Source organism: Rhizobium sp. CG5, assembly GCF_023701945.1.
Lineage (GTDB): Bacteria > Pseudomonadota > Alphaproteobacteria > Rhizobiales > Rhizobiaceae > Allorhizobium.
In genome coordinates this window covers 162,735-186,538 of record NZ_JABAEF010000008.1, presented here as the reverse complement: position 1 = coordinate 186,538, position 23,804 = coordinate 162,735, and the positions used below count along the sequence as shown (strand labels likewise).

Here is a 23,804-nt window from a genome sequence, read left to right as displayed (position 1 = left end):
AGTATCCCTGGCGCGCCAGCGCAATTCCAATCTGGAAACGGCAGCTGCTATATTTGTTCTGTCATATTCGCCGCAACGGCCGCGGCGCCTGCAGGGTGCCGGGTTAGCTCCTCGATCGGCCGGTTGGCCGCAAGCGTGTTGCTGTCGTCGTTCAGAACCTGCCGCCAAGATCGAGGCCGAAACGCTGCGATCGCAGGCCGTCGCCGTCAAAGGTCGCGCCATAGCGGCCGGTCAGGGCGGCGCCCTTCACGGTCGCCAGCTTCAGCGCGAACACCGTGGACATCGAGTTGGTGCGGCCGCTGGTTCCGTCGATGACATAAGCGCCGCCGCCATCGGCATAGGACACAGCGATGTCATCGTCCTCCTGCAAGGCGTGGGAGAAATCGAGGGTGAGCTCGGGTGTCAGAACCATGTCTTCGAGCCGAATGTCGTGCGAGACGGTCAGGCCGAGCGTCGCCTTCAGGCTGTCGATTTGCTGCTCGCCGTAGGCGATGTTTTCCCAATCTGCGCCGGTTTCGCTCACCGCGTCGAGGATCGAGCGCGATGCACTGATGCGGCCATGGGGCGAGATCAGCCAGCCGTCAGCCTTCCAGTCGTAGCCGAGGCCGAGCGACAGATAGACCTGGTGGCCCTCGCGATCGGCTTCGGCCTGCGCGCCGCCGGAGGTTACTCTGAGCGAACTGAAGTCGAGCAGGCCGGCTCCGGCCAGCGCGTCGATGTAGAAGCCATTGCCCGGCTGGTAGAGGGCATAGGCGGTGGCGCTCAGCGCGTCGTTACGGCTTTCGGTGCCATTCGTGCCGATATCGCTGTAGTCGCGGCCAAAGCCGAGGCTGAGGCCGGCGACGATCTTGTCGGTGACGCGGTAGTCGAGCCCCGCCGAAAATGACCCCATGGCCTGTTCGATACTGTATTGGCCGCTCTCGTCGCCAAAGCTGGCGGAGCCGGCGATCCAGAAGGCGAGGTTGCCGCCGGCGAATGGCGAGCAGCTCGTCGAGGCGCTGACCGGGGCATCGCCGTCGTGGCCGTCGCTCAGCGATAGGCCCAGGCTGTTTTCCAGGCAGCTCTTGCCGCGCAACGCGCGCAGGTGATCGGTAACGGTATCGATCTGCCCTTCCGCCAGCCGTCTGGCGGCCGATGCCTGCGCTGTGACCAGGCCGACGACGTCGGCATCGGTCGTAAGGTCGTCGCGGGCGGCAACGGCAAAGGTGATCGTTCCGGGATCTGACGTGCCGAGTGCGCTGGAAAGGGTATAGGTGGCGACCGCGGTCCCGGTATAGCCGGGCTTGGGCGTGAATTTGAGCGTGTAATTGCCAGCCGCGTAGGCGGCGCCGAAGGCGCCATCGCTTGTACTGGCGGCGGTATCGCCGAGCGTGATGATCGCGGTGCCGGCCGAGGCCGGCGACAGGGCGACCAGATTCGCGCCGGTAAACGGACCGCCGCTGGCGCCATCGGTCAGGCTGACAGTCGTGGCGCCGCCGGTGCTGACGGTGACGGTCTTGGGTGACGGGGTGCTGACACCGGTCTCGATGTCGAGGCTGACCGAAATGGTCGTCGTCGCGCCGAACGTGTCGGTCGCCGTGAGATTGAACTCGGAACTGCCGACAGCGAGCGGGGTGCCGGAGAGCTCGGCGCTGCTGGCCTTGAAGGTCAGGCCGCTGGGCAGCGTGCCGGAGACGCTGAAGCTGTAGGGGGCGGTGCCTCCACTGGCGGAAAAGGCTTGAGAGAAGGTCTGTCCGGTCTTCAAGGAAAACGGGCCCGCCGGGCTGATGGTGAGCGTCGGCGCAGTGACGGTGATCGACACGGTCGCGGCGCTCGACGTGCCCGTGGCATTGGTCGCGGTATAGGTGAAGCTGTCGGTGCCGGAATAGCCTGATGTCGGCGTATAGGTGATCGCGGTGCCGCTGGCGGTCGCTAAGCCATGGGAGGGCGCCGAGGCGATCGCGACGCTGGCCGCGGTCCCGCCGCCCAACGACAGGGTGATGGCATTGTCGGACGAGTTGGCCGCCACGGTGGCGCTGACCGCAGCCGGTGTCGGGGCCTGCACGGCCACGGCGACGCTATAGGCCCGGCTGCCGATGGCGCCATAGGTATCCGTCGTGGTCAGCGTGAAGGAAAAGCTGCCGTCTTCTGTCGGCGTGCCGGACAGGAGGCCGGCAGACGACAGGGTCAGCCCATCGGGCAGGGCGCCGGAGGTGACGGAGTAGCGATAGGGTGCGGTGCCGTTGGCGCTGCTGAGCGATACGCTATAGGCCGTCCCGACCGTTCCGCCCGACAGGGTGGTTGGACGAATGGTGAGCGTCGGCTCGCTGACCGTGATCGACACGGTCGCGGCACTCGACGTGCCCGTGGCATTGGTCGCGCTATAGGTGAAGCTGTCGGTGCCGGAATAGCCTGGTGTCGGCGTATAGGTGATCGCGGTGCCGCTGGCGGTCGCCGTGCCATGGGAGGGTGCCGAAGCGATGGTGACGCTGGAAGCCGTACCGCCGCCCAGCGACAGCGTGATGGCATTGTCGGTGGAGTTGGCGGCCACGGTGGCACTGACCGCCGCTGCTGCCGGGGCCTGCACGGCCATGGCGACACTGTAGGCCTGGCTGCCGATGGCGCCGTACGCGTCTGTCGAGGTCAGCGTGAAGGAAAACGTGCCGTCTTCGGTCGGCGTGCCGGACAGGAGGCCGGCCGACGTCAGGGTCAGGCCATCGGGCAGGGCCCCGGAGGTGACGGCGTAGCGATAGGGCGCGGTGCCATTCGCGCTGCTCAGCGAGCTGCTATAGGCCGTCCCGACCGTTCCGTCCGCCAGGGTGGTCGGACTGAGGGTGAGCGTCGGCTCGCTGACGGTGATCGATACGGTCGCGGCACTCGAGGTGTCCGTGGCATTGGTCGCGGTATAGGTGAAGCTGTCGGTGCCGGAATAGCCGGATGTCGGCGTATAGGTGATCGCAGTGCCGCTCGCCGTCGCCGTGCCATGGGACGGTGCCGAGGCGATGGTGACGCTGCTGGCCGTTCCGCCGGACAGGTCGAGCGTGATCGTGTTGTCGCTGCTGTTTGCCGCCACGGTGGCGCTGACATCGCTGGCGACCGGCGCGGCAACGGCAATGGCGACGGAATAGGCCGGCGCGCCCTGGGCGCCATACCGGTCGGTGACACCGAGGACGAACGAATAGGTTCCCTGCGTTGTCGGGCTGCCCGACAAAACACCTGCGGAAGACAGGATCAGGCCGGGGGGCAAGGTTCCGCTGGAGAGCGAATAGGAATAGGGCGCGGTGCCGTTGCTCGCCGACAGCGTCTGGCTATAGCCGACGCCGGCGGTTCCGTCGGGCAAACTGGACGGCGCGACCGACAGGGGGGGGGCCGTCACGGTGATCGAAACGGTGGCCGTGGAATCGCCGCTCGCGTTGCTTGCCGTATAGGTGAAGCTGTCGGTACCGGAATAGCCTGACGTCGGCGTATAGGTGATCGCGGTGCCGCTGGCCGTCGCCGTGCCATGGGAGGGCGCCGAGGCGACGGCGACGCTGCTGGCCGTTCCGCCGGACAGGTCGAGCGTGATCGAGTTGTCGCCGCTGTTTGCATCGACGGTCGCGCTGACATCATCGGCGACCGGGGCTGCGATGGCGATCGCAGCGGTATAGGCCGGCGCACCCCAGGCGCCATACTGGTCCGTGACACCCAGGACGAACGAATAGGTTCCCTGCGTTGTCGGTGTGCCCGATAAAATGCCCGCCGACGACAGGGTCAGGCCGGGCGGTAAAGTGCCGCTGTAGAGCGAATAGGAATAGGGCGCGGTGCCATTGCTGGCCGACAGCGTCTGGCTATAGGCGACGCCGACGGTTCCGTCGGATAACGTCGTGGGCGTCACGGTCACCACGGGTGCCGTCACGGTGAGGGAAACCGTCGCCGTGGAATCTCCGGTCGCGTTGCTCGCCGTGTAGGTAAAGCTGTCCGTGCCGGAATAGCCGGATGTCGGCGTATAGGTGATCGAGGTGCCGCTGGCGGTTGCCGTGCCATGGGAGGGCGCCGAGGCGACGGTGACGCTGGCGGTCGTGCCGCCGGACAGGCTGAGCGCGATCGTGTTGCTGCTGCTGTTTGCCGCCACGGTGGCGTTGCTATTGCTGGCGACGGGCGCCGCTATGGCAATGGCCAGCGTATAGGCCTGGCTGCCGGTCGCGCCATAGGCGTCGGTTGCCGTGACGGTCAGGGATTCGCTTCCTGCGCTTGTCGGCGTGCCCGAGATCGCGCCCGAGGACGATAGCGACAAGCCGTCGGGCAGGGCGCCGGACGTCACGGCATAGCTGTAAGGCGAGGTGCCGCTGGTTGCCGACAGCGTCTGGCTATAGGTGGTCCCGGCGGTCCCGTCGGGCAAACTGGACGGCGCGATCGACAGGGTGGGGGCCGTCACCGTGAGGGAAACGGTGGCGCTGTCGGAAAGGCCTGACGCGCTGTCGGTCACGGTATAGGTGAAGCTGTCGGTACCGGAATAGCCTGACGTCGGCGTATAGCTCAGCGTCGCGCCGCTGATGCTGGCCGAGCCATGGCTCGGCGTCGAAACCGCGGTCAGCGATTCCGTGCCGGACACCGTCACGCCGATGGCGTTGCTGCTGCTGTTGGCCGCGACGGTTGCGGTGACGTCGTCGATGTGCGGGCCGACAGCGATCGTCATTGATTGCAGCGCGCTGTAGCCATCTCCGTTCGCTGCGTGGAACTGAAAGTATGAGGTTCCGCTTGCCGATGGTATCCCGGAGATTGTCCCGCTTTGAGTGTCTAAGCTGAGGCCTGCCGGCAGCGTGCCGGCGCTGACCCAATATGTGACACTCTGCGATCCAGCATTGAAAGACGCCGTCACCGACTGGCTGTAAGCCTCTCCCTGCTTCGCGTTTGGCAAGGTTGATGAAGAGAACGTTATCTTTGGCTTCACGGTGATATGGATCGTATCCGTGCCGACGGCCACCCACGCGTCGCTATAGGCCGTGTAGGTGAAGACGTCCGTTCCGACAAAGCCGTTTCGAGGCGTGTACGTCACGTCGAAAGTCAGATCGTATACCGGTTCGATCAGACCGACAGTGCTGGTATGATCATATCCGACAGCATTTTGACCGTAACTGTTGACGGGGATCCTGACGGTGTCGCCATAGTAGATGGTGTAGTAGAGATCTGCCGCCGCGGCAGGTGAGGATGAAACGTAGGCGATGGTCCAAAGCGCAAGCATCGCACAAACCGCGAATTTTTGAATTCGATTAAATTTCATCAATGGCATAGCTAGTTTTGCTCGCAGGGGCATGGACCGCTGATCAGACCAGCGGTGGCGCGTCATTCCGAACGACGTCTAGCGTGAGGTGGGGTAATTCTGATCGGCCAATACTGGGTCGAAAGGAAATCCTAGAGGCCAAATGTGGGCTCTTTGCATCCGCACACTTTGATAGCGACGGAGCACGTAGAGAACACCGTTGACTTCTATCGCAGAAGGTCAGGGGGAGGCAATGCTCGGCGCCCCAGGCGGCGGCCAGCCTCGGCAGCCAGTGGAGCGAGTGAGGCTAACCGGGCGAAGGTTGTTAGATATCCAGGTTTTCGGCAAAGGCCGCCCGGTCCTGGATGAAGCGGAAGCGGGCGTCGGGCTTGGTGCCCATCAGCGCATCCACGGCGTCACGCGTGCCTTCGAAATCGATGTCATCGATCGCCACGCGCAACAGCATGCGCTTGGACGGATCCATGGTGGTTTCTTTCAGCTGCGCCGGCATCATTTCGCCAAGGCCTTTGAAGCGGCCGATCTCGACCTTCTTGCCCTTGAACATGGTTTCCATCAGCTCGGCACGGTGGATATCGTCGCGGGCATAGGCTGTTTTGGCGCCCTGGCGGATGACATAGAGCGGCGGCACGGCCAGATAGAGATGGTTGCCGCGGATCAGCTCCGGCATTTCCTGGTAGAAGAAGGTGATCAGCAGCGAGGCGATATGGGCGCCGTCGACATCGGCATCGGTCATGATGATGATGCGCTCGTAGCGCAGGTCCTCGTCGCGATATTTCGAGCGCGTGCCGCAGCCAAGCGCCTGGATCAGGTCGCCGATCTGCTGGTTGGCCGTCAGCTTGTCGCGGCCCGCACTCGCCACGTTGAGGATCTTGCCGCGCAACGGCAGGATGGCCTGGTTCGAGCGGTTGCGCGCCTGCTTGGCCGAGCCGCCGGCCGAATCGCCTTCGACGATGAACAGTTCGGCGCCGTCCGCGGTGTTCTGCGAGCAGTCGGCCAGCTTGCCCGGCAGGCGCAGCTTGCGCACCGCCGACTTGCGGTTGACTTCCTTTTCCTTGCGGCGGCGCAGCCGCTCCTCGGCGCGCTCGATCACCCATTCCAGCAGCTTGGCCGCTTCGTTCGGATTGTCGGCGAGATAATGGTCGAACGGATCGCGCAGCGCATTTTCCACCAGACGCTGCGCCTCGACGGTCGCCAGCTTGTCCTTGGTCTGGCCGACGAATTCCGGCTCGCGGATGAACACCGACAGCATGCCGACCGCCGAAATCATCACGTCGTCGGTGGTGATCTCGCGGGCCCGCTTGTTCTGGGTCAGCTCGGCATAGTTCTTCAGGCCCTTGGTCAGCGCGATGCGCAGGCCCGCCTCATGGGTGCCGCCCTCGGGCGTCGGAATGGTGTTGCAATAGGAATGCAGCTGCGGATCGCCGCCGTACCAGGTGACCGCCCATTCCATGGCGCCATGCCCGCCGGACTTGTCGGTCCGGCCGGCAAAGATCTCGCGGGTAACGGTAAAGTCCTTGCCGAGTGTTGCGGCCAGATAGTCCTTCAGACCGCCTGGAAAATGGAACACGGCCTTTTCCGGAATGTCGCCGCCTTCCGGCACCATGCCCGGATCGCAGGACCAGCGGATCTCGACGCCACCGAACAGATAGGCCTTGGAGCGCGCCATGCGAAAGATCCGGCCCGGATCGAATTTCGCATGGTCGCCAAAGATCTGCGGATCGGGATGGAAGCGCACCCGCGTGCCGCGGCGATTGTGCACTTCGCCGAGTTCCTCCAGCCCGCCGACCGGCACGCCGCGCGAAAAGGTCTGGCGATAGAGTTTGCGATTGCGCGCCACTTCCACTTCGAGCAGATCCGACAGGGCATTGACGACCGAGACGCCGACGCCGTGCAGGCCGCCGGAGGTCTCATAGGCCTTGCCGTCGAACTTGCCGCCGGCATGCAGCTTGGTCATGATCACTTCGAGCGTCGACTTGCCCGGCACCTGCGGATGCAGTTCCACCGGAATGCCGCGGCCATTGTCGGTAACGGTCAGGAAGCCCTGCGTATCGAGATGGACGTCGATGAAATTGGCATGGCCCGCCACCGCTTCGTCCATCGAATTGTCGATGACTTCGGCAAACAGGTGATGCAGCGCCTTTTCGTCCGTGCCGCCGATATACATGCCGGGACGCATGCGCACCGGCTCGAGGCCTTCCAGCACCCGGATGGACGAGGCGCCGTATTCGCTCTCGCTGCTGGTCTGCGCCACATGCGGCACGCGCGGCTTTTCGACCGGAGCGGCCGGCGCTTTCACGGCAGGGGCAGATGCGGCTTCCGGCTTGGGGGCAAGCGGCAGGCCGGCAAAGAGATCGCTGTTATCGTCCATGGCGTCGTTCAATAATCTGTTCCATCTGGCAGCACGAGGGCCGGAATGCCGTGCGCAAATCTTGCCGCATGTCCGTGTCAGTCTTGCGAATCGGCTGGATTTTGCCAGAAAGGCGGCGCGTGCGCGACTTTGCCGGCGGGGCCCGCATGCTTTTTCGAGAGCATTGCGTTTCTCCGGTTCTAAAGGCAAGGCTGACGCCCAAGGGAGACACCGTTGTCATGCAGATGTCCACAGCTCATTTCCGCATTGCGGCAAGTTTTTTGACCTGGCTTTGTCTGGCCGGCGCGGCTGCCGCCGATCCGCTGGTCCTCAAACCCTTCAAAGACGAGCTCTTCTCGCAGCAGACCGTGCTCGAAAGCCGCGATGGCGGCGATTTCGAGGTGCTCGATTACGATGAAATGCGCGATATCAACGGCCGCGACCAGATCCCCGAGCGCCGCGTCAAGCAGGCCTATGTGGCACTGGGTGTGCGTCGCTCTGAGGTCAAAGAGACGCTCGATTTCGGCGCGCGCCAACTGGAGGTCGCCCGCGTCGGCGCGGCCCAGGGCGGTCGCTTCACGGTGATCTTCATTCATGGCCGCGGCGGCGACCGCCGGCTTGGCGTCAACGATTTTACCTTCGGCGGCAATTTCAACCGGCTGAAGAACCTCGCCGTCGACAACCAGGGCACCTATTACGCGCCGAGCGTCACCTCCTTCGACAGCAAGGGCGTGGCCGATATCGCAGCCCTGATCGCCTATAGCGCGGCCCAGTCGCCCGGCCGGCCGGTGGTGCTGGCCTGTGCCTCGATGGGTAGCAGCATCTGCTGGGACATTGCCCGCGATCCCACGGCTTCGTCGGTTCTTTCCGGCATGGCCCTTCTCGGTGGCGCAACCGACCCGGATTTTGCCAAGAGTGCTGCCTTCAAACGCAGATTGCCGGTCTATTTCACCCATGGCAGCGCCGACAGCGTCTATGCCGCGGCAACCCAGATCGCCCTCTACGACAGCCTGCACGGCAAGGGATATCCGGTGCGCTTCACGCTGTTTCAGAGCGGATCGCACGGTACGCCGGTGCGCATGACGGACTGGCGAAAGATCCTTAACTGGATGATAGGGCAGGGCTGAAATATTAGCCTTTGCTGTTTGGTTTTGACGCAGAAAGTGATTTCGCCTCGATTTTCACCATATCTGCCGATTTAACAGCCAAAACGCCGCGATAACCTTTCCTTTGTCCTCGTCTTTTGCTAGTCCCCCTATAAATCAAATGGATAGGGGGCTGATATGACGCCGGATATACGTCCACTTGTGGCCGGCAATTGGAAGATGAACGGCACCCGAGCCTCGCTTGATCAGATCAAGGCGATCGCGGAGGGCGTCAAGTCGCCGCTGGCTGAAAAGGTCGATGCGCTGATCTGCCCGCCTGCAACCCTTCTCTACGTGGCGACGGCTCTGTGCGATGACAGCCCGCTGCTGATCGGTGCTCAGGATTGCCACCAGAACGTCTCTGGCGCCCATACCGGCGAGATTTCCGCCGACATGATTGCCGATTGTTTCGGCACCCATGTCATCGTCGGCCATTCCGAGCGTCGCACCGATCACGCCGAGACCGATCATCTGGTCCGCGCCAAGGCCGAAGCCGCCTATGCGGCCGAGCTGACGGCGATCATCTGCATCGGCGAGACCGCAGACGAGCGCAAGGCCGGCCAGACCCTCGACATCCTGAAGCGCCAACTGGCCGGCTCCGTGCCGGACAGTGCCACGGCCCAAAGCACCGTCATCGCCTATGAGCCGGTCTGGGCGATCGGCACGGGCGTCACACCGACCACCAGGGACGTGACGGAAGCCCATGCCTTCATGCGCTCCGAGCTCGTCAAGCGCTTTGGCGACGAGGGTGCCAAGATGCGCATCCTCTACGGCGGCTCGGTCAAGCCGTCCAATGCCAAGGAACTCATGGCCGTCGCCAATGTCGATGGCGCACTGATCGGTGGTGCCAGCTTGAAAGCCGCTGATTTCCTCGCCATATACGGCGTCTACAAGGATCTGGTGTCCTGAATTGACGGCGAGGGGCTTTCCATGCCCCGTCACCTCATGTAAAGAGCCGCCGAAGCCATAGAAGATTTTGCCCTGATGAGGGCAGGACGGATTATACATGCAGACCGTATTGATTGTCATTCACCTCATGATCGTGCTGGCGCTTGTCGGCGTGGTGCTGATCCAGCGCTCTGAGGGCGGTGGTTTGGGCATCGGCGGCGGCTCCGGCTTCATGTCGGCCCGCGGTACCGCCAACGCGCTGACGCGCACCACGGCCATCCTGGCGGGCCTGTTCTTCGTGACCTCGCTTGGGCTCGGCATTCTGGCTCGCTACGAATCGAAGCCGACCGACATTCTCGATCGGATCCCGGCCGGCACATCGCAGGGCCAGGGCAGCAATGTTCTCGATCAGCTTCCGGGCGCAGCCCCGGCCGCACCTGCGACCAATGGCGCTGCTCCGGCACCCACGACGCCGGCCGCTCCGAAGGCGGATCCGAACGCCGTTCCGACTGGAAACTGATCGTTTCGTCCATATAGCTCCGGCGGGCTCATCGAGTCCGCCGGTTTTCTTTTGTCCATATTCCGGCCGGCTGATAAAAAATGGGGGTAATTCCTCTTTTGGGCTGGTGGAATCAATTTCAAATCGGTATCCGGTGAAGCCCATGGCGCGATATGTATTCATCACTGGCGGCGTGGTTTCCTCACTTGGTAAGGGAATAGCGGCCGCAGCACTCGGAGCTTTGTTGCAGGCCCGCGGTTACCGCGTTCGCCTTCGCAAGCTGGACCCCTATCTCAACGTCGATCCCGGCACCATGAGCCCCACCCAGCACGGTGAGGTTTTCGTGACTGATGACGGCGCCGAGACGGACCTCGACCTCGGTCATTACGAACGCTTCACGGGGCGTTCGGCCACCAAAACCGACAACATCACCACGGGTCGGATCTACAAGAACATCATCGACAAGGAGCGGCGCGGCGACTATCTCGGCGCCACCGTCCAGGTCATTCCGCATGTCACCAACGAGATCAAGGATTTCGTCACCGAGGGCAATGACGATTACGACTTCGTCATCTGCGAGATCGGCGGCACGGTCGGCGACATCGAGGCCATGCCGTTCATGGAAGCGATCCGCCAGCTCGGCAACGACCTGCCGCGCGGCACCGCGATCTACGTGCACCTGACGCTGATGCCCTATATTCCGGCGGCCGGCGAATTGAAGACCAAGCCGACCCAGCATTCCGTCAAGGAATTGCAGGCGCTGGGCATCCATCCCGATATCCTGCTGGTGCGCGCCGATCGGGAGATCCCGGAAGCCGAACGTCGCAAACTGTCGCTGTTCTGCAATGTCCGTCCGTCCGCCGTCATCCAGGCGCTGGATGCGGCCAATATCTATGACGTTCCGATCGCCTATCACCGCGAAGGGCTGGATTCGGAAGTGCTGGCCGCCTTCGGTATCGAACCGGCCCCCAAGCCGCGTCTGAAGGCCTGGGAAGACGTCTGCAACCGCATCCGCACCCCGGAGGGTGAGGTGACGATTGCCATCGTCGGCAAATATACCGGCCTGAAGGACGCCTACAAGTCGCTGATCGAAGCCCTGCATCACGGCGGCATCGCCAACCGGGTCAAGGTCAAGCTGGAATGGATCGAGTCGGAGGTCTTCGAAAAGGAAGATCCCGCGCCCTGGCTGGAAAAGGTGCATGGCATCCTGGTGCCCGGCGGTTTCGGCGAGCGCGGCTCCGAAGGCAAGATCCTGGCGGCGCAGTTTGCCCGCGAACGCAAGGTTCCCTATTTCGGCATCTGCTTCGGCATGCAGATGGCAGTCGTCGAAGCGGCCCGCCATCTGGCCGGCATCGACCATGCCTCCTCGACCGAGTTCGGCAAGACAGACGAGCCGGTGGTCGGCCTGATGACCGAATGGATGAACGGCAATCAGCTGGAGAAACGGGCCTCGTCCGGCGATCTCGGCGGCACGATGCGCCTCGGCGCCTACAAGGCCTCCCTCAAGAAGGGCACCAAGATCGCCGAAGTCTATGGTTCGACGGATATTTCCGAGCGCCATCGTCATCGCTATGAGGTCAATGTCGACTACAAGGAGCGGCTGGAAGACTGTGGCCTGGTGTTTTCCGGCATGTCGCCCGACGGCCTGCTGCCCGAGACGGTCGAATACCCGGATCATCCGTGGTTCATCGGCGTTCAGTACCACCCGGAACTCAAAAGCCGCCCGCTCGATCCGCATCCGCTGTTCGCCAGCTTTATCGGCGCTGCCATGGAGCAGAGCCGTCTGGTCTAAGACAAGAGCAATCCAGTTCTAAAAAGCAAAAGGCCCGCAGCGATCCGGGCCTTTTGTTTGTGCGGGATAAAGACAAAGCGAGCGCAAACAAAAAAGGCGACGGCCTGGAGACCAAGCCGTCGCCTGTCGATTGTCAGCGCAGACGCCGTTAGGCGGCAGCAGCGGCCTTGCCGAGCGGAACTTCGGCAATGGTCTTCAGGACCTGCGAAGCGATCTGGTAGGGGTCGCCCTGGCTGTTCGGGCGGCGATCTTCGAGATAGCCGCGATAGCCGTTGTTGACGAAGGAGTGCGGCACGCGGATCGAGGCGCCACGGTCGGCCACGCCATAGGAGAAGCTGTGGATCGAAGCGGTCTCGTGCTTGCCGGTCAGGCGCATGTGGTTGTCCGGACCGTAAACGGCGATGTGCTCTTCGCGGTTCTTTTCAAAGGCTGCCATCAGCGCTTCGAAATATTCCTTGCCGCCCACTTCGCGCATGTACTGGGTCGAAAAGTTGCAATGCATGCCCGAACCGTTCCAGTCGGTGTCGCCGAGCGGCTTGCAGTGATACTCGATGTCGATGCCGTATTTTTCGGTCAGGCGCTGCAGCAGATAGCGGGCCATCCAGATTTCGTCGGCGGCCTTCTTGGAGCCCTTGCCGAACACCTGGAATTCCCACTGGCCCTTGGCCACTTCGGCATTGATGCCTTCGTGGTTGATGCCGGCGGCCAGGCACAGGTCGAGATGTTCTTCGACGATTTCGCGGGCAACGCTGCCAACATTCTTGTAGCCGACGCCGGTGTAATACGGGCCCTGCGGAGCGGGGAAGCCGTGTTCCGGGAAGCCGAGCGGACGGCCGTCTTCGTAGAAGAAGTATTCCTGCTCGAAGCCGAACCAGGTGCCTTCGTCGTCGAGAATGGTTGCACGGCTGTTGGTCGCATGCGGGGTGACGCCATCGGGCATCATGACTTCGCACATGACAAGAACGCCATTGGTCCGAGCCGGATCCGGGTAAACGGCGACGGGCTTCAGCACGCAGTCGGAGCTGCGGCCTTCGGCCTGCATCGTGGAGGAGCCGTCAAAGCCCCAGAGCGGCAGCTGTTCGAGCGTCGGGAAAGTCTCGAATTCCTTGACCTGCGTCTTGCCGCGGAGATTAGGTACCGGAGTGTACCCGTCGAGCCAAATATACTCGAGCTTGTATTTTGTCATTGCGAACCTCTCATGGGTTAGTGATGCGAAGTGAGGGAGGTCGTTCGGCCAGCACCGCGGTCAAATCCCACCCGTCAACATCCGCGAAGTGCCTTGCATTTGACGTGCCAAACGGACCGGTTGTGTCGAAAAAATTTATGAAGATTTAGAAAAATGCGAATCGGGGACAAATGATCGTCGGTTCGGCCGCCAGTTGGTGTGTATCTGCGGCGGCACTAATAATGGTAAAACCTCCGTAGAACGGCGAGTTTTGGCCGGCTGCGGACGGTTTTCTGATGAAATTCGTCCAAAAAGGCTCGTCATTTTTTAAGCGACCCGCAAATCTGCCCAAAATGATGTCGGAACCGAAAAATCCGCTTCGTTCCTCGTTCGGCAAAACGGCACATTGCAACGATGCATAAAAAAGAGGCAATGTGTGATTTATTTTTAGGCAGATGATGCAATCGCTATACAGGTCTGCTATATTAGGAGTTGAAAAAGATATTCAGGGTAGCATTGCTTTTAGAAGGAGACGCCCCAATGACCATGAGTTTCCATCGCGAAACCGCAAAGATTTATCAGTTCCCGAACATCGCCCGCAAAGCGTTCCGGGATCTCCAGGCGATCGAACGCATGGCCGGCGACGCCGGACCGATGACGCGTTGCGATGCCGCATCCGGCGGAAGCTGGTATCACGAAGAGGCCGTTCGGGAAGCCGACAAGACGACCAAGTCCTGACGCCATCCGCCGCGTCTGCCAACCACAGGGGCGGCCGAGGGATCAGTGTGGGCTTCAGTTGTTGGGCTTAGCCGTCGAACGGCCTCAGCAGCAGGACCGGAACGGCAGCGCCGATCTCGACGCTTTCGCCATGCGGCGGCCGCACGATCAGGCAGTCGGACTGCGCAAAGATCTTCATCATCGATGAATCCTGCTTGCCGTAGCTGGTGACGACCAGTGCGCCGGCCTCGTCGCGCCCAAGCCGGGCGCGCAAAAAATCCTGGCGCTTGTCATTGGCGGCAAGCACCGTCGTGGTGATGGCCACGGCGTCGCGCGGCAACGGGGTCAGACGCGTCATCCGGGCCAGCAGCGGTTCCAGAAACAAGAGCGCGCAGACCATGCTGGACACCGGATTCCCCGGCAGGCCCAGCACCCGCATGTCGCCGAGCGAACCGACCATCAGCGGCTTGCCCGGACGCATGGCGATCTTCCAGAAATCGAGCTGCATGCCGCAGGCAATCAGCGTCGACTGCACGAGATCATGATCCCCGACAGAGGCGCCGCCGAGCGTCACCAGGATATCGGCCTTGGCCCGCGTGGCCCGCTCGATTGCCTCGGCAATCGCCTCCGGCTTGTCCGCCACAATACCGAGATCGAGCACGTCGGCGCCATTCTGGCGGGCGAGTGCGGCGATCCCGAATGTATTGGAGCCGACGATCTGGCTCGGACCGGGCGCCGTGCCCGGCCGCACCAGTTCGTCGCCCGTGGCGATCAGGGCGACCAGCGGCTTGCGGTAGACGGCGATCTCCCCATGGTTCATCGCGGCGACCAGCGTCAGGCGCGCGAAATCGAGCGGCGTGCCATCGGCAAGCACGGTCTCGCCCAGCAAAAAATCCTGGCCGCGTGGCCGCACATGCCGGCCGAGGGCGATGGGGAATGTCGTTTTGATGCGGCGACCGTCATCCAGCCGCTCGGCATCCTCCTGGATCAGCACCGTATCGGCGCCATCCGGCATCGGCGCGCCGGTAAAGATCCGCACGGCCTCGCCGGCGCCGACCGAGCCGGAAAAGCCGTGTCCGGCCGCCGATTCCCCGATCACCGACAGAACGGCGCCGGGCAGCGGCGCATCGGCGCCCCGCAGGGCATAGCCGTCCATCGCCGAGGCATCGAAGGGCGGCTGGGTCAGATTGGCGGCAATGGCGCCGCACAGCACCCGCCCATCGGCGTCGTGCAGGCCGACGGTCTCGCTGTCGGCAATCGGGGAGACGCCGCCCAGCAGGCGGCTCTGCGCCTCGGTAACCGTCAGCAGGCTCACGAAGCGGCCTCCGGGTGGCGATAGGGACCTGATTTACCGCCGGTCTTTTCCATCAGCCGGATGCCGCCGATCTCCATGGATTTGTCGACAGCCTTGGCCATGTCGTAAATCGTCAGGCAGGCGATCGACACCGCCGTCAGCGCTTCCATCTCGACGCCGGTCTTGCCGGTCAATTTCACGGTCGCGGTCACGCGCAGGCCGGGCAGGGCGGTGTCTTCCTCGATGTCGACGGTGATCTTGCTGAGCATCAGCGGATGGCAGAGCGGAATGAGGCTCGACGTCTGCTTGGCGCCCATGATGCCGGCAATGCGTGCCGTGCCGATCACATCGCCCTTCTTGGCATTGCCCTCGCGGACCAGCGCCAAAGTCGAGACTGCCATGCGGATATGGCCCTCGGCGACCGCGACGCGAACCGTCTCGGCCTTGTCGGCGACATCGACCATATGGGCTTCGCCGGAGGCGCCGATATGGGTGAGGCCTGTCATTCGGCCGCCAGGGTGCCAGCGGTGCCGGTGAGCAGTTCGATGGTCGCCTGGCTGACATCGTCGCGACGCATCAGGCTTTCGCCGACAAGGAAGGTGGTGATGCCGCTTGCCTTCAGGCGCAGGCAATCCGCATGGCTGAAGATACCGCTTTCGCCGACCAGCAGGCGGTCGCTCGGCACCAGCGGCGCAATTCGCTCGCTGACGGACAGGCTGACCTCGAAGGTCCGCAGATCGCGATTGTTGACGCCGATCATCGGCGAGGTAAGTTTCAGGGCGCGTTCGGTCTCGTGCTCGTCATGCACCTCGACCAGCACATCCATGCCAAGCGCCAGTGCCTCCTGCTCCAGCCGTGCCGCGTCACTGTCGGACAGCGAGGCCATGATCAACAGGATGCAATCGGCGCCCCAGGCGCGCGCTTCGTGGACCTGATAAGTGTCGAACATGAAATCCTTGCGCAGCGCTGGCAGGCTGCAGGCGGCCCGCCCCGTGCGAAGAAACTCCGGCGAACCCTGGAAGCTCGGGCCGTCGGTCAGGATGGACAGACAGCTGGCACCGCCTGCCTCGTAGGCGCGCGCCAGCGCCGGCGGATCGAAATCGGGGCGGATCAGGCCTTTCGAGGGGCTGGCTTTCTTGATTTCGGCGATCAGTCCGAACTGGCCGGCCGCCTGCCGCGCCTTGAGCGCCGCATAGAAGCCGCGCGGCGCATCCTGATCGGCCGCCATCGCCTTCAACTCGGCGAGCGGACGCGCCAGCTTGGCAGCGGCGATCTCGTCGCGCTTGTAGTCTTCGATCCGCTTCAGGATATCGGTCATATCACGATCCTAGCCTCAATTGTTGGCGTTGGAAACCGCCACGAGTTTTTCGAGCGCCGTCGCCGTCGCGCCGCTGTCGAGCGATTGCGTGGCGATCGCCATGCCGTCGCGCACGTTCGATGCCTTTCCGGCAATCACCAGCGCTGCAGCAGCATTGCAAAGCGCAATGTCGCGATAGGCGTTTTTAGCGCCGTTCAGCACCGCAGTCAGCGCTGCCGCATTCTCCACGCCATCGCCGCCCTTCAGCGCTGCCAGCTCCACGGTGTCGACGCCGAAGTCCGACGGCTGCAGTTCGAAGCTGCGGATCTCTCCGTTCTCCAGGGCCGCCACCTTTGTCATGCCCGTGGTGGTGATCTCGTCGAGACCATTGCCATGCACCACCCAGGCGCTCGTCGAGCCGAGGTCGCGCAGCACTTCGGCAAGCGGCATCACCCAGTCGGGCGAGAAGACGCCGAGCAATTGCTGGCGCACGCCGGCCGGGTTGGAGAGCGGACCTAGCAGATTGAAGATGGTGCGTGTGCCGAGCTCGACGCGGGCCGGTCCGACATGGCGCATGGCCGAATGGTGCAATTGCGCGAACATGAAGCCGATACCGGCTTCGGAAATGCAGCGCGCAATGCCGGCCGGATCGATATCGAGCTTGACGCCCAGCGCCGACAAGCTGTCGGCCGCTCCGGATTTCGAACTGAGTGCCCGGTTGCCGTGCTTGGCGACCGGCAGGCCGGTGCCCGCCACGATCAGGGCGGCCAGCGTCGAGATATTGTAGGTTCCCGTTCCGTCGCCGCCGGTGCCGACGATGTCGATGGCGTCGGATGGCGCATCGACGGGCAGCATCTTGGCGCGCATGACGCTGACGGCACCGGCAATCTCGCCGACCGTCTCGCCGCGCACCCGAAGCGCCATCAGGAACCCGCCGATCTGCGCCGGCGTCGCTTCGCCGGACATCAGGATTTCAAACGCCTCGCTGGCCTCGGCCCGCGACAGCGCGTCTCGATTGGCCACCTTGGCGATAAACGGCTTGAGCCCAGACATGAAGCTGTGTCCCCCAAATACGCGTGTCGATCAGCGAACCATGGCCTGCTCGGCCAGCGCCTGATTGACGCTGACACCATAGTTCGCCTGCAACTCGTTGACCATCTGGTCGAGAATGTCGTCGCCGGCAGCCTTGGCCGTGGCAATCACCTGCTGGTCCTGATTGTCGAGCGCATTGACCGTCGGCTGGTTGTTGATCTCGGTCACCTTCAGCAGGATCTGCGTGTCCGGGTCGTTGCCGGGCGCCGAGCCAAGCGTTCCTACCGGGCCGGTAAAGGCCGCAGCCACAGCGGCGGCACCGAGCACCGGATCATCGCTGCTGCGGCGCAGGCCCGTCTTGTTTTCCACCGAGATCGCCAGTTCGGCGGCGATATCTGCCAGCGGCGCGCCCTGTTCTGCCCGTTCCTTGAGGCTTTCAACCTTGGCGCCAAGCTCGATCTTCTGCTGCTCGGCGGTCCAGTCGGCGACCGCCTTTTCCCGCACTTCAGCCAATGGGCGGTCCCGTTCGGCAACGATGTCGCGCACCTCGAACCAGACATAGCCGTCATTGCCGATCGACAGCGGCAGGGCTTCGACGCCGATGTCGGTCTGGAAGACTTCGCCAATCAGCGCCTGTTTTTCCGGAATGCCGGCAATGTCCTTTTCGGACTTGTCGCGGCCCTGGCGGTCGATGGCGTCGATGATCACCGGCTTCAGGTTCAGTTCCTTGGCGGCGTCCTCCAGCGACGAGCCGGAGGCGCGCAGGTCCTCGAACCGGTCATGGGCCGTGGTGATGTCCTCGATCGCCGCAGCGGTGGCCAGGCTCTCGCGGATCTGCTCCTTCACTTCGTCGAAGCTCTGGGTCCGGCCCGGCTTGATATTCGACACGCGCAACACGACCGGCCCGAACGAACCGTCGATGACGGGCGAGGTTGCCCCTTCCTTCTCGATGGCGAAGGCGGCCTCGGCAAGCGCCGGGTCGGGAACCCTGTCCTTGGTAAAATCGCCGATCAGCACGTCGGTGGCCGTCTTGCCCTGGTCGGTCACCAGCTGATCGAAGGACGCACCTTCTTTCATCGCGACCACGGCAGCCTCTGCCATTTCGCGGGTCTCGAAGGTCAGCTGTTCGATCGTCCGCGTGCCGGCGATTTCATAGCGTGCCTTGCGCGCCTCATAGTCCTGCCGTGCCATCTCGTCGGAAACGCTGGCCGGATCGGCAAGGTCGGCAGGCTGCAGCTTGACATAGGAGAAGGCGCGATACTCGGGCGCCCGGTAGCGGGCCTTCACCGTTTCGAACCAGGCGGCCAGCGTGGCGTCGTCCGGTGCCTTGATCGGGTCGACATTGGCACTGGAGAGCAGCAGGTAATCGATGGTGCGGCTTTCGTCGCGGTATTGCCGCAAGGCATCGACCAGCACCTGGGGCGGCGTAAAGCCGTCCGAGGTGGCTTCGACGATCTGGCTGCGCACCGCAACCTTGGAGCGCTCCAGGATATAGTCTTCCTCGCGCAGTCCGGAATTGCGCAGCCGCGACGCAAACAGCTGACGGTCGAACTGGCCGGTGCTTTCGTTGCGGAAGGCGGGGTCCTCGGCAATCAGGCCGGCCAGCCGGTCCTCGGAGAGGCCAAGGCGCATCTCGTCGGAAAGCTGATCCAGCGCCGCACCGGCAGCAAGCTGGGCATAGACCTGGGTGTCGATGCCGAGCGCCCGGGCCTGCTCGGTGGTCAGCTGTGTGCCGAACCGGCGGCTGAGATCAGACATCTGACGCTGATAGGCCAGCCGGAACTCGTTTGTGGAGATCGTCTGGTCGCCGACGGTGATCACGGCGTCGGAATTGTCGCCGATGAGCGAGCTCGAAACACCCCAGATCCCGAAGGACGCGACAAGCAGCAGCAGCAGCCCCTTGGCAAACCAGGTACGTGAAGCTTTTCTCAGTAATTCGAGCATCGGAACGCAAACCTCAATCAATGATCCTCGCAAGCCTGCGAAGCAGTTGACGTTCCTTAAATCAAACCGTCACGGAAATGAAGGCATGTTTGGCGAAAAGCCGTCTCGACAGCTGCAGCCAGCCGGCGCCGCCGGCCGGCTTGTCACTCCTTCGGCCTAGCAAAGGCAGGTATCGGCACCCGGCGGTTGACAAATATCAATGCCGCGCCGCTGGGTTGCTCCCTATAGTGCGCCGCACACTGCCTGTGACCAGCTCAAGGACGATTGCGTGAAAAATCTCGATGGCAAGACCGTTTCGACGCAATCGGGCGGTTTGACGTCCGATCAGGCACAAGCGGCGCTGCAGCATTTCGGGCCGAACCGTCTTCCGGTCGTCCCGCCACCACGGTTCCTGAAAGTGCTGGCGCTGCAGTTTCTCAGTCCGCTGATCTATATCCTGATGGCGTCTGCGGCCCTGTCCATGGTGCTGAGCGAGGTCACCGACGCCCTGTTCATCGCCGTTGTGCTGATCGTCAACGGCATTGTCGGGGCCATCCAGGAATATTCCGCCGGAAAATCCGCCGATGCACTGCGTGCCCTGGAACAGGCCCATGCCACGGTGGTGCGCGACGGGCAGCGCCAGATGATCGATGCAGCCGAGCTGGTACCGGGCGATCTGGTGATGCTCGAATCCGGCGAGCGCGTGCCGGCCGATATCACGCTTCAGCATGTCGAGGGCCTGCAAAGCGACGAGGCGGCCCATACCGGCGAGTCCCGGCCGGTGATCAAGAGCGATGGCGATCCGGTCTTTGCCGGAACCATCGTCACCAGGGGCAGGGCGCGCGGCATCGTCGCCGCCACCGGCAGCCAGACCGAACTCGGGCGCATTGCCGGTGCGATCCAGGAACGGTCGACCGCAAAGCCGCCGCTGATGATCCGCATGCAGGGTTTTACCCGCCTGATCGCCATTGCGGTCGGCGTCGCCATCGTCTTTCTGGTGGCGGTCGGCCTCCTGCGGCAGATGCCGCTTGGCGATCTCCTGACCATGTCGATCGGCCTTGCCGTCAGCGCCATCCCCGAAGGCCTGCCGATTGCCATCACCGTGGCGCTGGCGATCAGCATGCGGCGCATGGCGCGCGCCAATGTGATTGTTCGCAACCTGCCGGCGGTCGAGGCGCTGGGCTCCTGCACGATGATCGCCACCGACAAGACGGGCACGTTGACCCTCAACGAACTGACGGTGACCGATATCCGGCTGCCCGACGGCACCCATTGGCTGCTCGATACCGGGACGGATCCGGTCGCCGGCGGCATTCGCAGCCATGACGGCGTCCATGAGGGTCCAAGTGCCGCCGTCACCCGGCTGCTGACGGCCGCCAGCCTGCCGAACGAGGCCCAGCTGATGGGCGGCAACGATACGTTCGAGCCGATGGGCGATACGGTGGATATTGCCCTGCTGGCCGCCGCCCACAAAGGCGGCGTGATGCGGAAGCAGCTGCTCGAGGATTTTCCCCTGCACAGCCGCATCCCCTATGAGCCGGAACAGAAATACGCCGCCTCCTTTCATCATGCGCAGGATGCGCTGCGGGTCTTCGTCAAGGGCGCGCCGGATATGTTGATGGCGATGTGCGAGACCATGCAGGGCGGCAGCGGCGTCTTGGCGCTCGACCGTCACCTCCTGCGCACCCAGATCGATGCCATGGCCGGGCAGGGGCTGCGCGTTCTGGCCTTTGCCGAAGGCAAGATCGCTCCCCCTGGCGACGTGGCCTATGATGGCCGCATGCTGATCGACCTGAAGTTCCTGGGGCTTGCCGGCATGCAGGATCCGATCCGTCCCGAAGTGCCCGCGGCGCTGGCGGCCTGCCGCAGCGCCGGCATCGATGTGGCCGTCATCACCGGCGACGACCCGAAGACGGCTGCCGTGATCGCCCGCCAGGCCGGCCTCCTGTTTTCCGATGCGGATGTCGCCAGTGGCGAGCGCGTTGCCGAAGCCAGTGAAGCCGGAGACCAGGAACTCGATGCGTTGACGCGCCATGTCCGGGTCTTTGCGCGGGTCAAGCCGGAGCAGAAGCTGTCGATCGTCCGGTCGCTGGCCCGCAACGGCCATTACGTGGCCGTGACCGGCGACGGCGTCAACGATGCGCCGGCCCTCAAGCACGCCCATGTTGGCGTGGCGATGGGGTTGAAGGGCACGGATGTCGCCAGGGAAAGTGCCGATATCATCCTGACCGACGACAATTTTGCCTCGATCGTCGCTGGCATCCGCGAGGGGCGGGTGGCCTATAACAATATCCGCAAGGTCATTTTCATGCTGGTCTCGACAGGCGCGGCCGAAGTGCTGCTGTTCGTGCTGGCGATGATCGCCGGCACGCCGATGCCGATGACTGCCGTGCAGCTTTTATGGCTGAACCTCGTGACCAACGGCGTGCAGGACGTGGCGCTGGTGACGGAACCTGCCGAAGGCGACGAATTGCAGCAGCCGGTGCGCGGCCCCGGCGAGCCGATTTTCGACCGGCTGATGCTGCGGCGAATCGTGACCGCCACCCTGACGATGAGTGTTGGCGGCTTTACGCTGTTTTACTGGCTGCTGTCGCAGGGTGTCTCGCTGCCCGTGGTCAGCAACCTGTTGCTGCTGCTCTTCGTGCTGTTTGAAAACTTCCAGTGCCTCAACAGCCGATCGGAGCGGCGCTCGGTCTTCCGCCAGAAACTGACGTCCAATCCCTACCTGCTGCTCAGCATTATCGGCGCCCAGTCGCTCCATATCGGCGCCATGTATGTGCCGGGGCTGAGCGACCTGCTCGGCATTGCGCCAATCAGTCTGCGCGAATGGGTGTTGCTGCTGCTGGCCGCCTCTTCGGTGCTGCTGGTCAGCGAACTGGACAAATGGATCGACCGCCGGCACCGCGAGACGTCGAAAGCCGCGGCCTGAACAAAGAAAAACCCGGCAAAGCCATCTGGCTTGCCGGGTTTCGTTGATGGATCGCGGTCGGCGCGATGTGCCGGTCTTTAACGCTTGGAGACCGGCGTGTAGTCGCGCTGCGGAGCCCCGGTATAGAGCTGGCGCGGACGGCCGATGCGCTGCTGCGGATCCTCGATCATCTCGTTCCACTGGGCGATCCAGCCGACGGTGCGGGCAAGCGCGAACAGCACGGTGAACATGGTGGTCGGGAAGCCCAGCGCACGCAGCGTGATGCCGGAATAGAAGTCGACGTTCGGATAGAGCTTCTTCTCGATGAAGTAGCTGTCGCTGAGCGCGATCTTTTCCAGTTCAAGCGCGACCTGCATCAGCGGGTCGTCACCGTGGCCGGTCGCTTCCAGCACTTCGTACATGGTCTTCTGCATGATCTTGGCGCGCGGGTCGTAGTTTTTGTAGACCCGGTGGCCGAAGCCCATCAGACGGAACGGATCGTTCTTGTCCTTGGCGCGGGCGATATATTCCGGAATGCGGTCGACCGTGCCGATTTCCATCAGCATGTTGAGCGCCGCTTCGTTGGCGCCGCCATGCGCCGGGCCCCAGAGGCAGGCAATGCCGGCCGCGATGCAGGCGAACGGATTGGCACCCGACGAGCCGGCCAGGCGCACCGTCGAGGTCGACGCGTTCTGCTCGTGATCGGCATGCAGGATGAAGATGCGGTCCATGGCGCGGGCCAGGACCGGATTGACCACATATTCCTCGCAAGGCACGGCAAAGCACATGCGCAGGAAGTTCGAGGCATAATCGAGATCGTTCTTCGGATACACGAAGGGCTGGCCGATATGGTACTTGTAGGCCATGGCGGCGATCGTCGGCATCTTGGCGATCATGCGCAGCGATGCGACCATGCGCTGATGCGGATCGGTGATGTCGGTGCTGTCATGATAGAAGGCCGACAGCGCGCCGACGGTACCGACCATGACGGCCATCGGATGGGCGTCGCGGCGGAAGCCGGTGAAGAATTTGCTCATCTGTTCATGCACCATGGTGTGATGCGTGACGCGATGGTCGAAGTCCTTCTTCTGGGCAGCGGTCGGCAGTTCGCCGTAGAGCAGCAGGTAGCAGACTTCCAGGAAGTCGCCCTTTTCGGCCAGCTGTTCGATCGGGTAGCCGCGGTGCAGCAGCACGCCTTCGTCGCCGTCGATATAGGTGATCTTGGACTCGCAGGAGGCCGTCGAGGTGAAACCGGGGTCGTAGGTGAAGGTGCCGGTGTGCTTGTAAAGCGCGCCGATGTCGATGACGTCAGGGCCGATGGTCCCGCTCTTCACGGTCAACTCGACCGATTTGTCTCCAAGTTTGAGTGCAGCGCTTTTGTCCGTCATGCGAATCCTCCGGAAGTGGCGGGAAGGCGCCCGGGGGCGCCACAGGTTTTAAGCGTTCGAATTAGCTATATGATACAGAGGTTAATGCCAAGCTATCCGAAGGGCAAATTGTGCATCGCGATATAATCGTTATGGATCACAATTTTCGCATTCTGGGGCAGGTGCCGATT

The 23,804-nt window shown here is 63.2% G+C and carries 15 protein-coding genes; 6 read left to right on the top strand and 9 right to left on the bottom strand.

Features of this window, described 5'->3' with window-relative positions:
* Positions 1-151: 151 nt before the first annotated feature.
* Entirely contained in the window at positions 152-5,200 is a 5,049-nt protein-coding gene (locus HGO38_RS15225; protein WP_250956745.1) for a putative Ig domain-containing protein, read from the bottom strand.
* 343 nt (positions 5,201-5,543) lie between these two features.
* Positions 5,544-7,607 carry a DNA topoisomerase IV subunit B gene (parE, locus tag HGO38_RS15220; RefSeq protein ID WP_250956744.1) on the bottom strand — a complete coding sequence of 688 codons (2,064 nt, stop codon included), beginning with the start codon at positions 7,605-7,607 and terminating at the stop codon, positions 5,544-5,546.
* A gap of 218 nt (positions 7,608-7,825) precedes the next feature.
* Between parE and HGO38_RS15215 the strand changes: the two genes are divergently transcribed.
* The 4 genes from HGO38_RS15215 to pyrG all read left to right on the top strand — a co-directional run bounded on the left by HGO38_RS15215 (position 7,826) and on the right by pyrG (position 11,910).
* Positions 7,826-8,713, top strand: a complete 888-nt coding sequence (locus HGO38_RS15215) for a lysophospholipase (protein WP_250956743.1) — start codon at positions 7,826-7,828, stop codon at positions 8,711-8,713.
* A 156-nt stretch (positions 8,714-8,869) separates the two neighbouring features.
* Positions 8,870-9,640 (top strand): triose-phosphate isomerase, encoded by a 771-nt coding sequence (gene tpiA, locus HGO38_RS15210; RefSeq protein WP_250956742.1) that lies wholly within the window; start codon positions 8,870-8,872, stop codon positions 9,638-9,640.
* 97 nt (positions 9,641-9,737) lie between these two features.
* Positions 9,738-10,139 carry a preprotein translocase subunit SecG gene (gene secG, locus HGO38_RS15205; protein ID WP_250956741.1) on the top strand — a complete coding sequence of 134 codons (402 nt, stop codon included), beginning with the start codon at positions 9,738-9,740 and terminating at the stop codon, positions 10,137-10,139.
* Positions 10,140-10,272: 133 nt separating this feature from the next.
* A complete protein-coding gene (gene pyrG, locus HGO38_RS15200; RefSeq protein ID WP_352230490.1) occupies positions 10,273-11,910 on the top strand; it encodes a CTP synthase in 1,638 nt (545 codons plus the stop codon).
* A gap of 148 nt (positions 11,911-12,058) precedes the next feature.
* On the opposite strand, the gene HGO38_RS15195 is transcribed toward pyrG, so the two are convergent.
* Complete coding sequence (locus HGO38_RS15195) at positions 12,059-13,096, bottom strand: glutamine synthetase beta-grasp domain-containing protein (protein WP_250956739.1); 1,038 nt, start codon at positions 13,094-13,096, stop codon at positions 12,059-12,061.
* Between the two features lie 519 nt (positions 13,097-13,615).
* On the opposite strand from HGO38_RS15195, the gene HGO38_RS15190 reads away from it, so the two are divergent.
* Positions 13,616-13,813 carry a DUF2735 domain-containing protein gene (locus HGO38_RS15190; protein WP_250956738.1) on the top strand — a complete coding sequence of 66 codons (198 nt, stop codon included), beginning with the start codon at positions 13,616-13,618 and terminating at the stop codon, positions 13,811-13,813.
* 67 nt (positions 13,814-13,880) lie between these two features.
* Here HGO38_RS15190 and HGO38_RS15185 read toward each other — a convergent pair whose 3' ends face one another.
* The 5 genes from HGO38_RS15185 to HGO38_RS15165 are packed head-to-tail and all read right to left on the bottom strand — an operon-like array spanning position 13,881 to position 19,359.
* Positions 13,881-15,107 (bottom strand): molybdopterin molybdotransferase MoeA, encoded by a 1,227-nt coding sequence (locus HGO38_RS15185; protein ID WP_250956737.1) that lies wholly within the window; start codon positions 15,105-15,107, stop codon positions 13,881-13,883.
* On the bottom strand, positions 15,104-15,592 hold the full coding sequence (gene moaC, locus HGO38_RS15180; RefSeq protein ID WP_250956736.1) for a cyclic pyranopterin monophosphate synthase MoaC: 489 nt from the start codon (positions 15,590-15,592) through the stop codon (positions 15,104-15,106). The genes HGO38_RS15185 and moaC overlap by 4 nt, the downstream gene beginning before the upstream one ends.
* Positions 15,589-16,404, bottom strand: coding sequence for an indole-3-glycerol phosphate synthase TrpC (gene trpC, locus HGO38_RS15175; RefSeq protein WP_250956735.1), 816 nt, complete (start codon positions 16,402-16,404; stop codon positions 15,589-15,591). The genes moaC and trpC overlap by 4 nt, the downstream gene beginning before the upstream one ends.
* A 15-nt stretch (positions 16,405-16,419) precedes the next feature.
* Entirely contained in the window at positions 16,420-17,436 is a 1,017-nt protein-coding gene (gene trpD, locus HGO38_RS15170; RefSeq protein WP_250956734.1) for an anthranilate phosphoribosyltransferase, read from the bottom strand.
* Between the two features lie 30 nt (positions 17,437-17,466).
* Positions 17,467-19,359: a peptidylprolyl isomerase gene (locus HGO38_RS15165; RefSeq protein ID WP_250956733.1), complete on the bottom strand. Its 1,893-nt coding sequence runs from the start codon at positions 19,357-19,359 to the stop codon at positions 17,467-17,469.
* Positions 19,360-19,627: 268 nt separating this feature from the next.
* On the opposite strand from HGO38_RS15165, the gene HGO38_RS15160 reads away from it, so the two are divergent.
* A complete protein-coding gene (locus HGO38_RS15160) occupies positions 19,628-22,267 on the top strand; it encodes a cation-translocating P-type ATPase (RefSeq protein ID WP_250956732.1) in 2,640 nt (879 codons plus the stop codon).
* A gap of 77 nt (positions 22,268-22,344) precedes the next feature.
* Here the strand turns inward: HGO38_RS15160 and gltA are convergent, their stop codons facing one another.
* Positions 22,345-23,634, bottom strand: a complete 1,290-nt coding sequence (gltA, locus tag HGO38_RS15155) for a citrate synthase (RefSeq protein WP_250956731.1) — start codon at positions 23,632-23,634, stop codon at positions 22,345-22,347.
* Positions 23,635-23,804: the final 170 nt, after the last annotated feature.

Excerpts from the sequence above, each read along its gene's own strand:
- moaC (WP_250956736.1), bottom strand. The coding sequence starts at position 15,592 with ATGACAGGCCTCACCCATATCGGCGCCTCCGGCGAAGCCCATATGGTC.
- parE (WP_250956744.1), bottom strand. The coding sequence starts at position 7,607 with ATGGACGATAACAGCGATCTCTTTGCCGGCCTGCCGCTTGCCCCCAAG.
- HGO38_RS15195 (WP_250956739.1), bottom strand. The coding sequence starts at position 13,096 with ATGACAAAATACAAGCTCGAGTATATTTGGCTCGACGGGTACACTCCG.
- trpC (WP_250956735.1), bottom strand. The coding sequence starts at position 16,404 with ATGACCGATATCCTGAAGCGGATCGAAGACTACAAGCGCGACGAGATC.
- trpD (WP_250956734.1), bottom strand. The coding sequence starts at position 17,436 with ATGTCTGGGCTCAAGCCGTTTATCGCCAAGGTGGCCAATCGAGACGCG.
- tpiA (WP_250956742.1), top strand. The coding sequence starts at position 8,870 with ATGACGCCGGATATACGTCCACTTGTGGCCGGCAATTGGAAGATGAAC.
- secG (WP_250956741.1), top strand. The coding sequence starts at position 9,738 with ATGCAGACCGTATTGATTGTCATTCACCTCATGATCGTGCTGGCGCTT.
- gltA (WP_250956731.1), bottom strand. The coding sequence starts at position 23,634 with ATGACGGACAAAAGCGCTGCACTCAAACTTGGAGACAAATCGGTCGAG.
- HGO38_RS15225 (WP_250956745.1), bottom strand. The coding sequence starts at position 5,200 with ATGCTTGCGCTTTGGACCATCGCCTACGTTTCATCCTCACCTGCCGCG.
- HGO38_RS15215 (WP_250956743.1), top strand. The coding sequence starts at position 7,826 with ATGCAGATGTCCACAGCTCATTTCCGCATTGCGGCAAGTTTTTTGACC.
- HGO38_RS15190 (WP_250956738.1), top strand. The coding sequence starts at position 13,616 with ATGACCATGAGTTTCCATCGCGAAACCGCAAAGATTTATCAGTTCCCG.
- HGO38_RS15165 (WP_250956733.1), bottom strand. The coding sequence starts at position 19,359 with ATGCTCGAATTACTGAGAAAAGCTTCACGTACCTGGTTTGCCAAGGGG.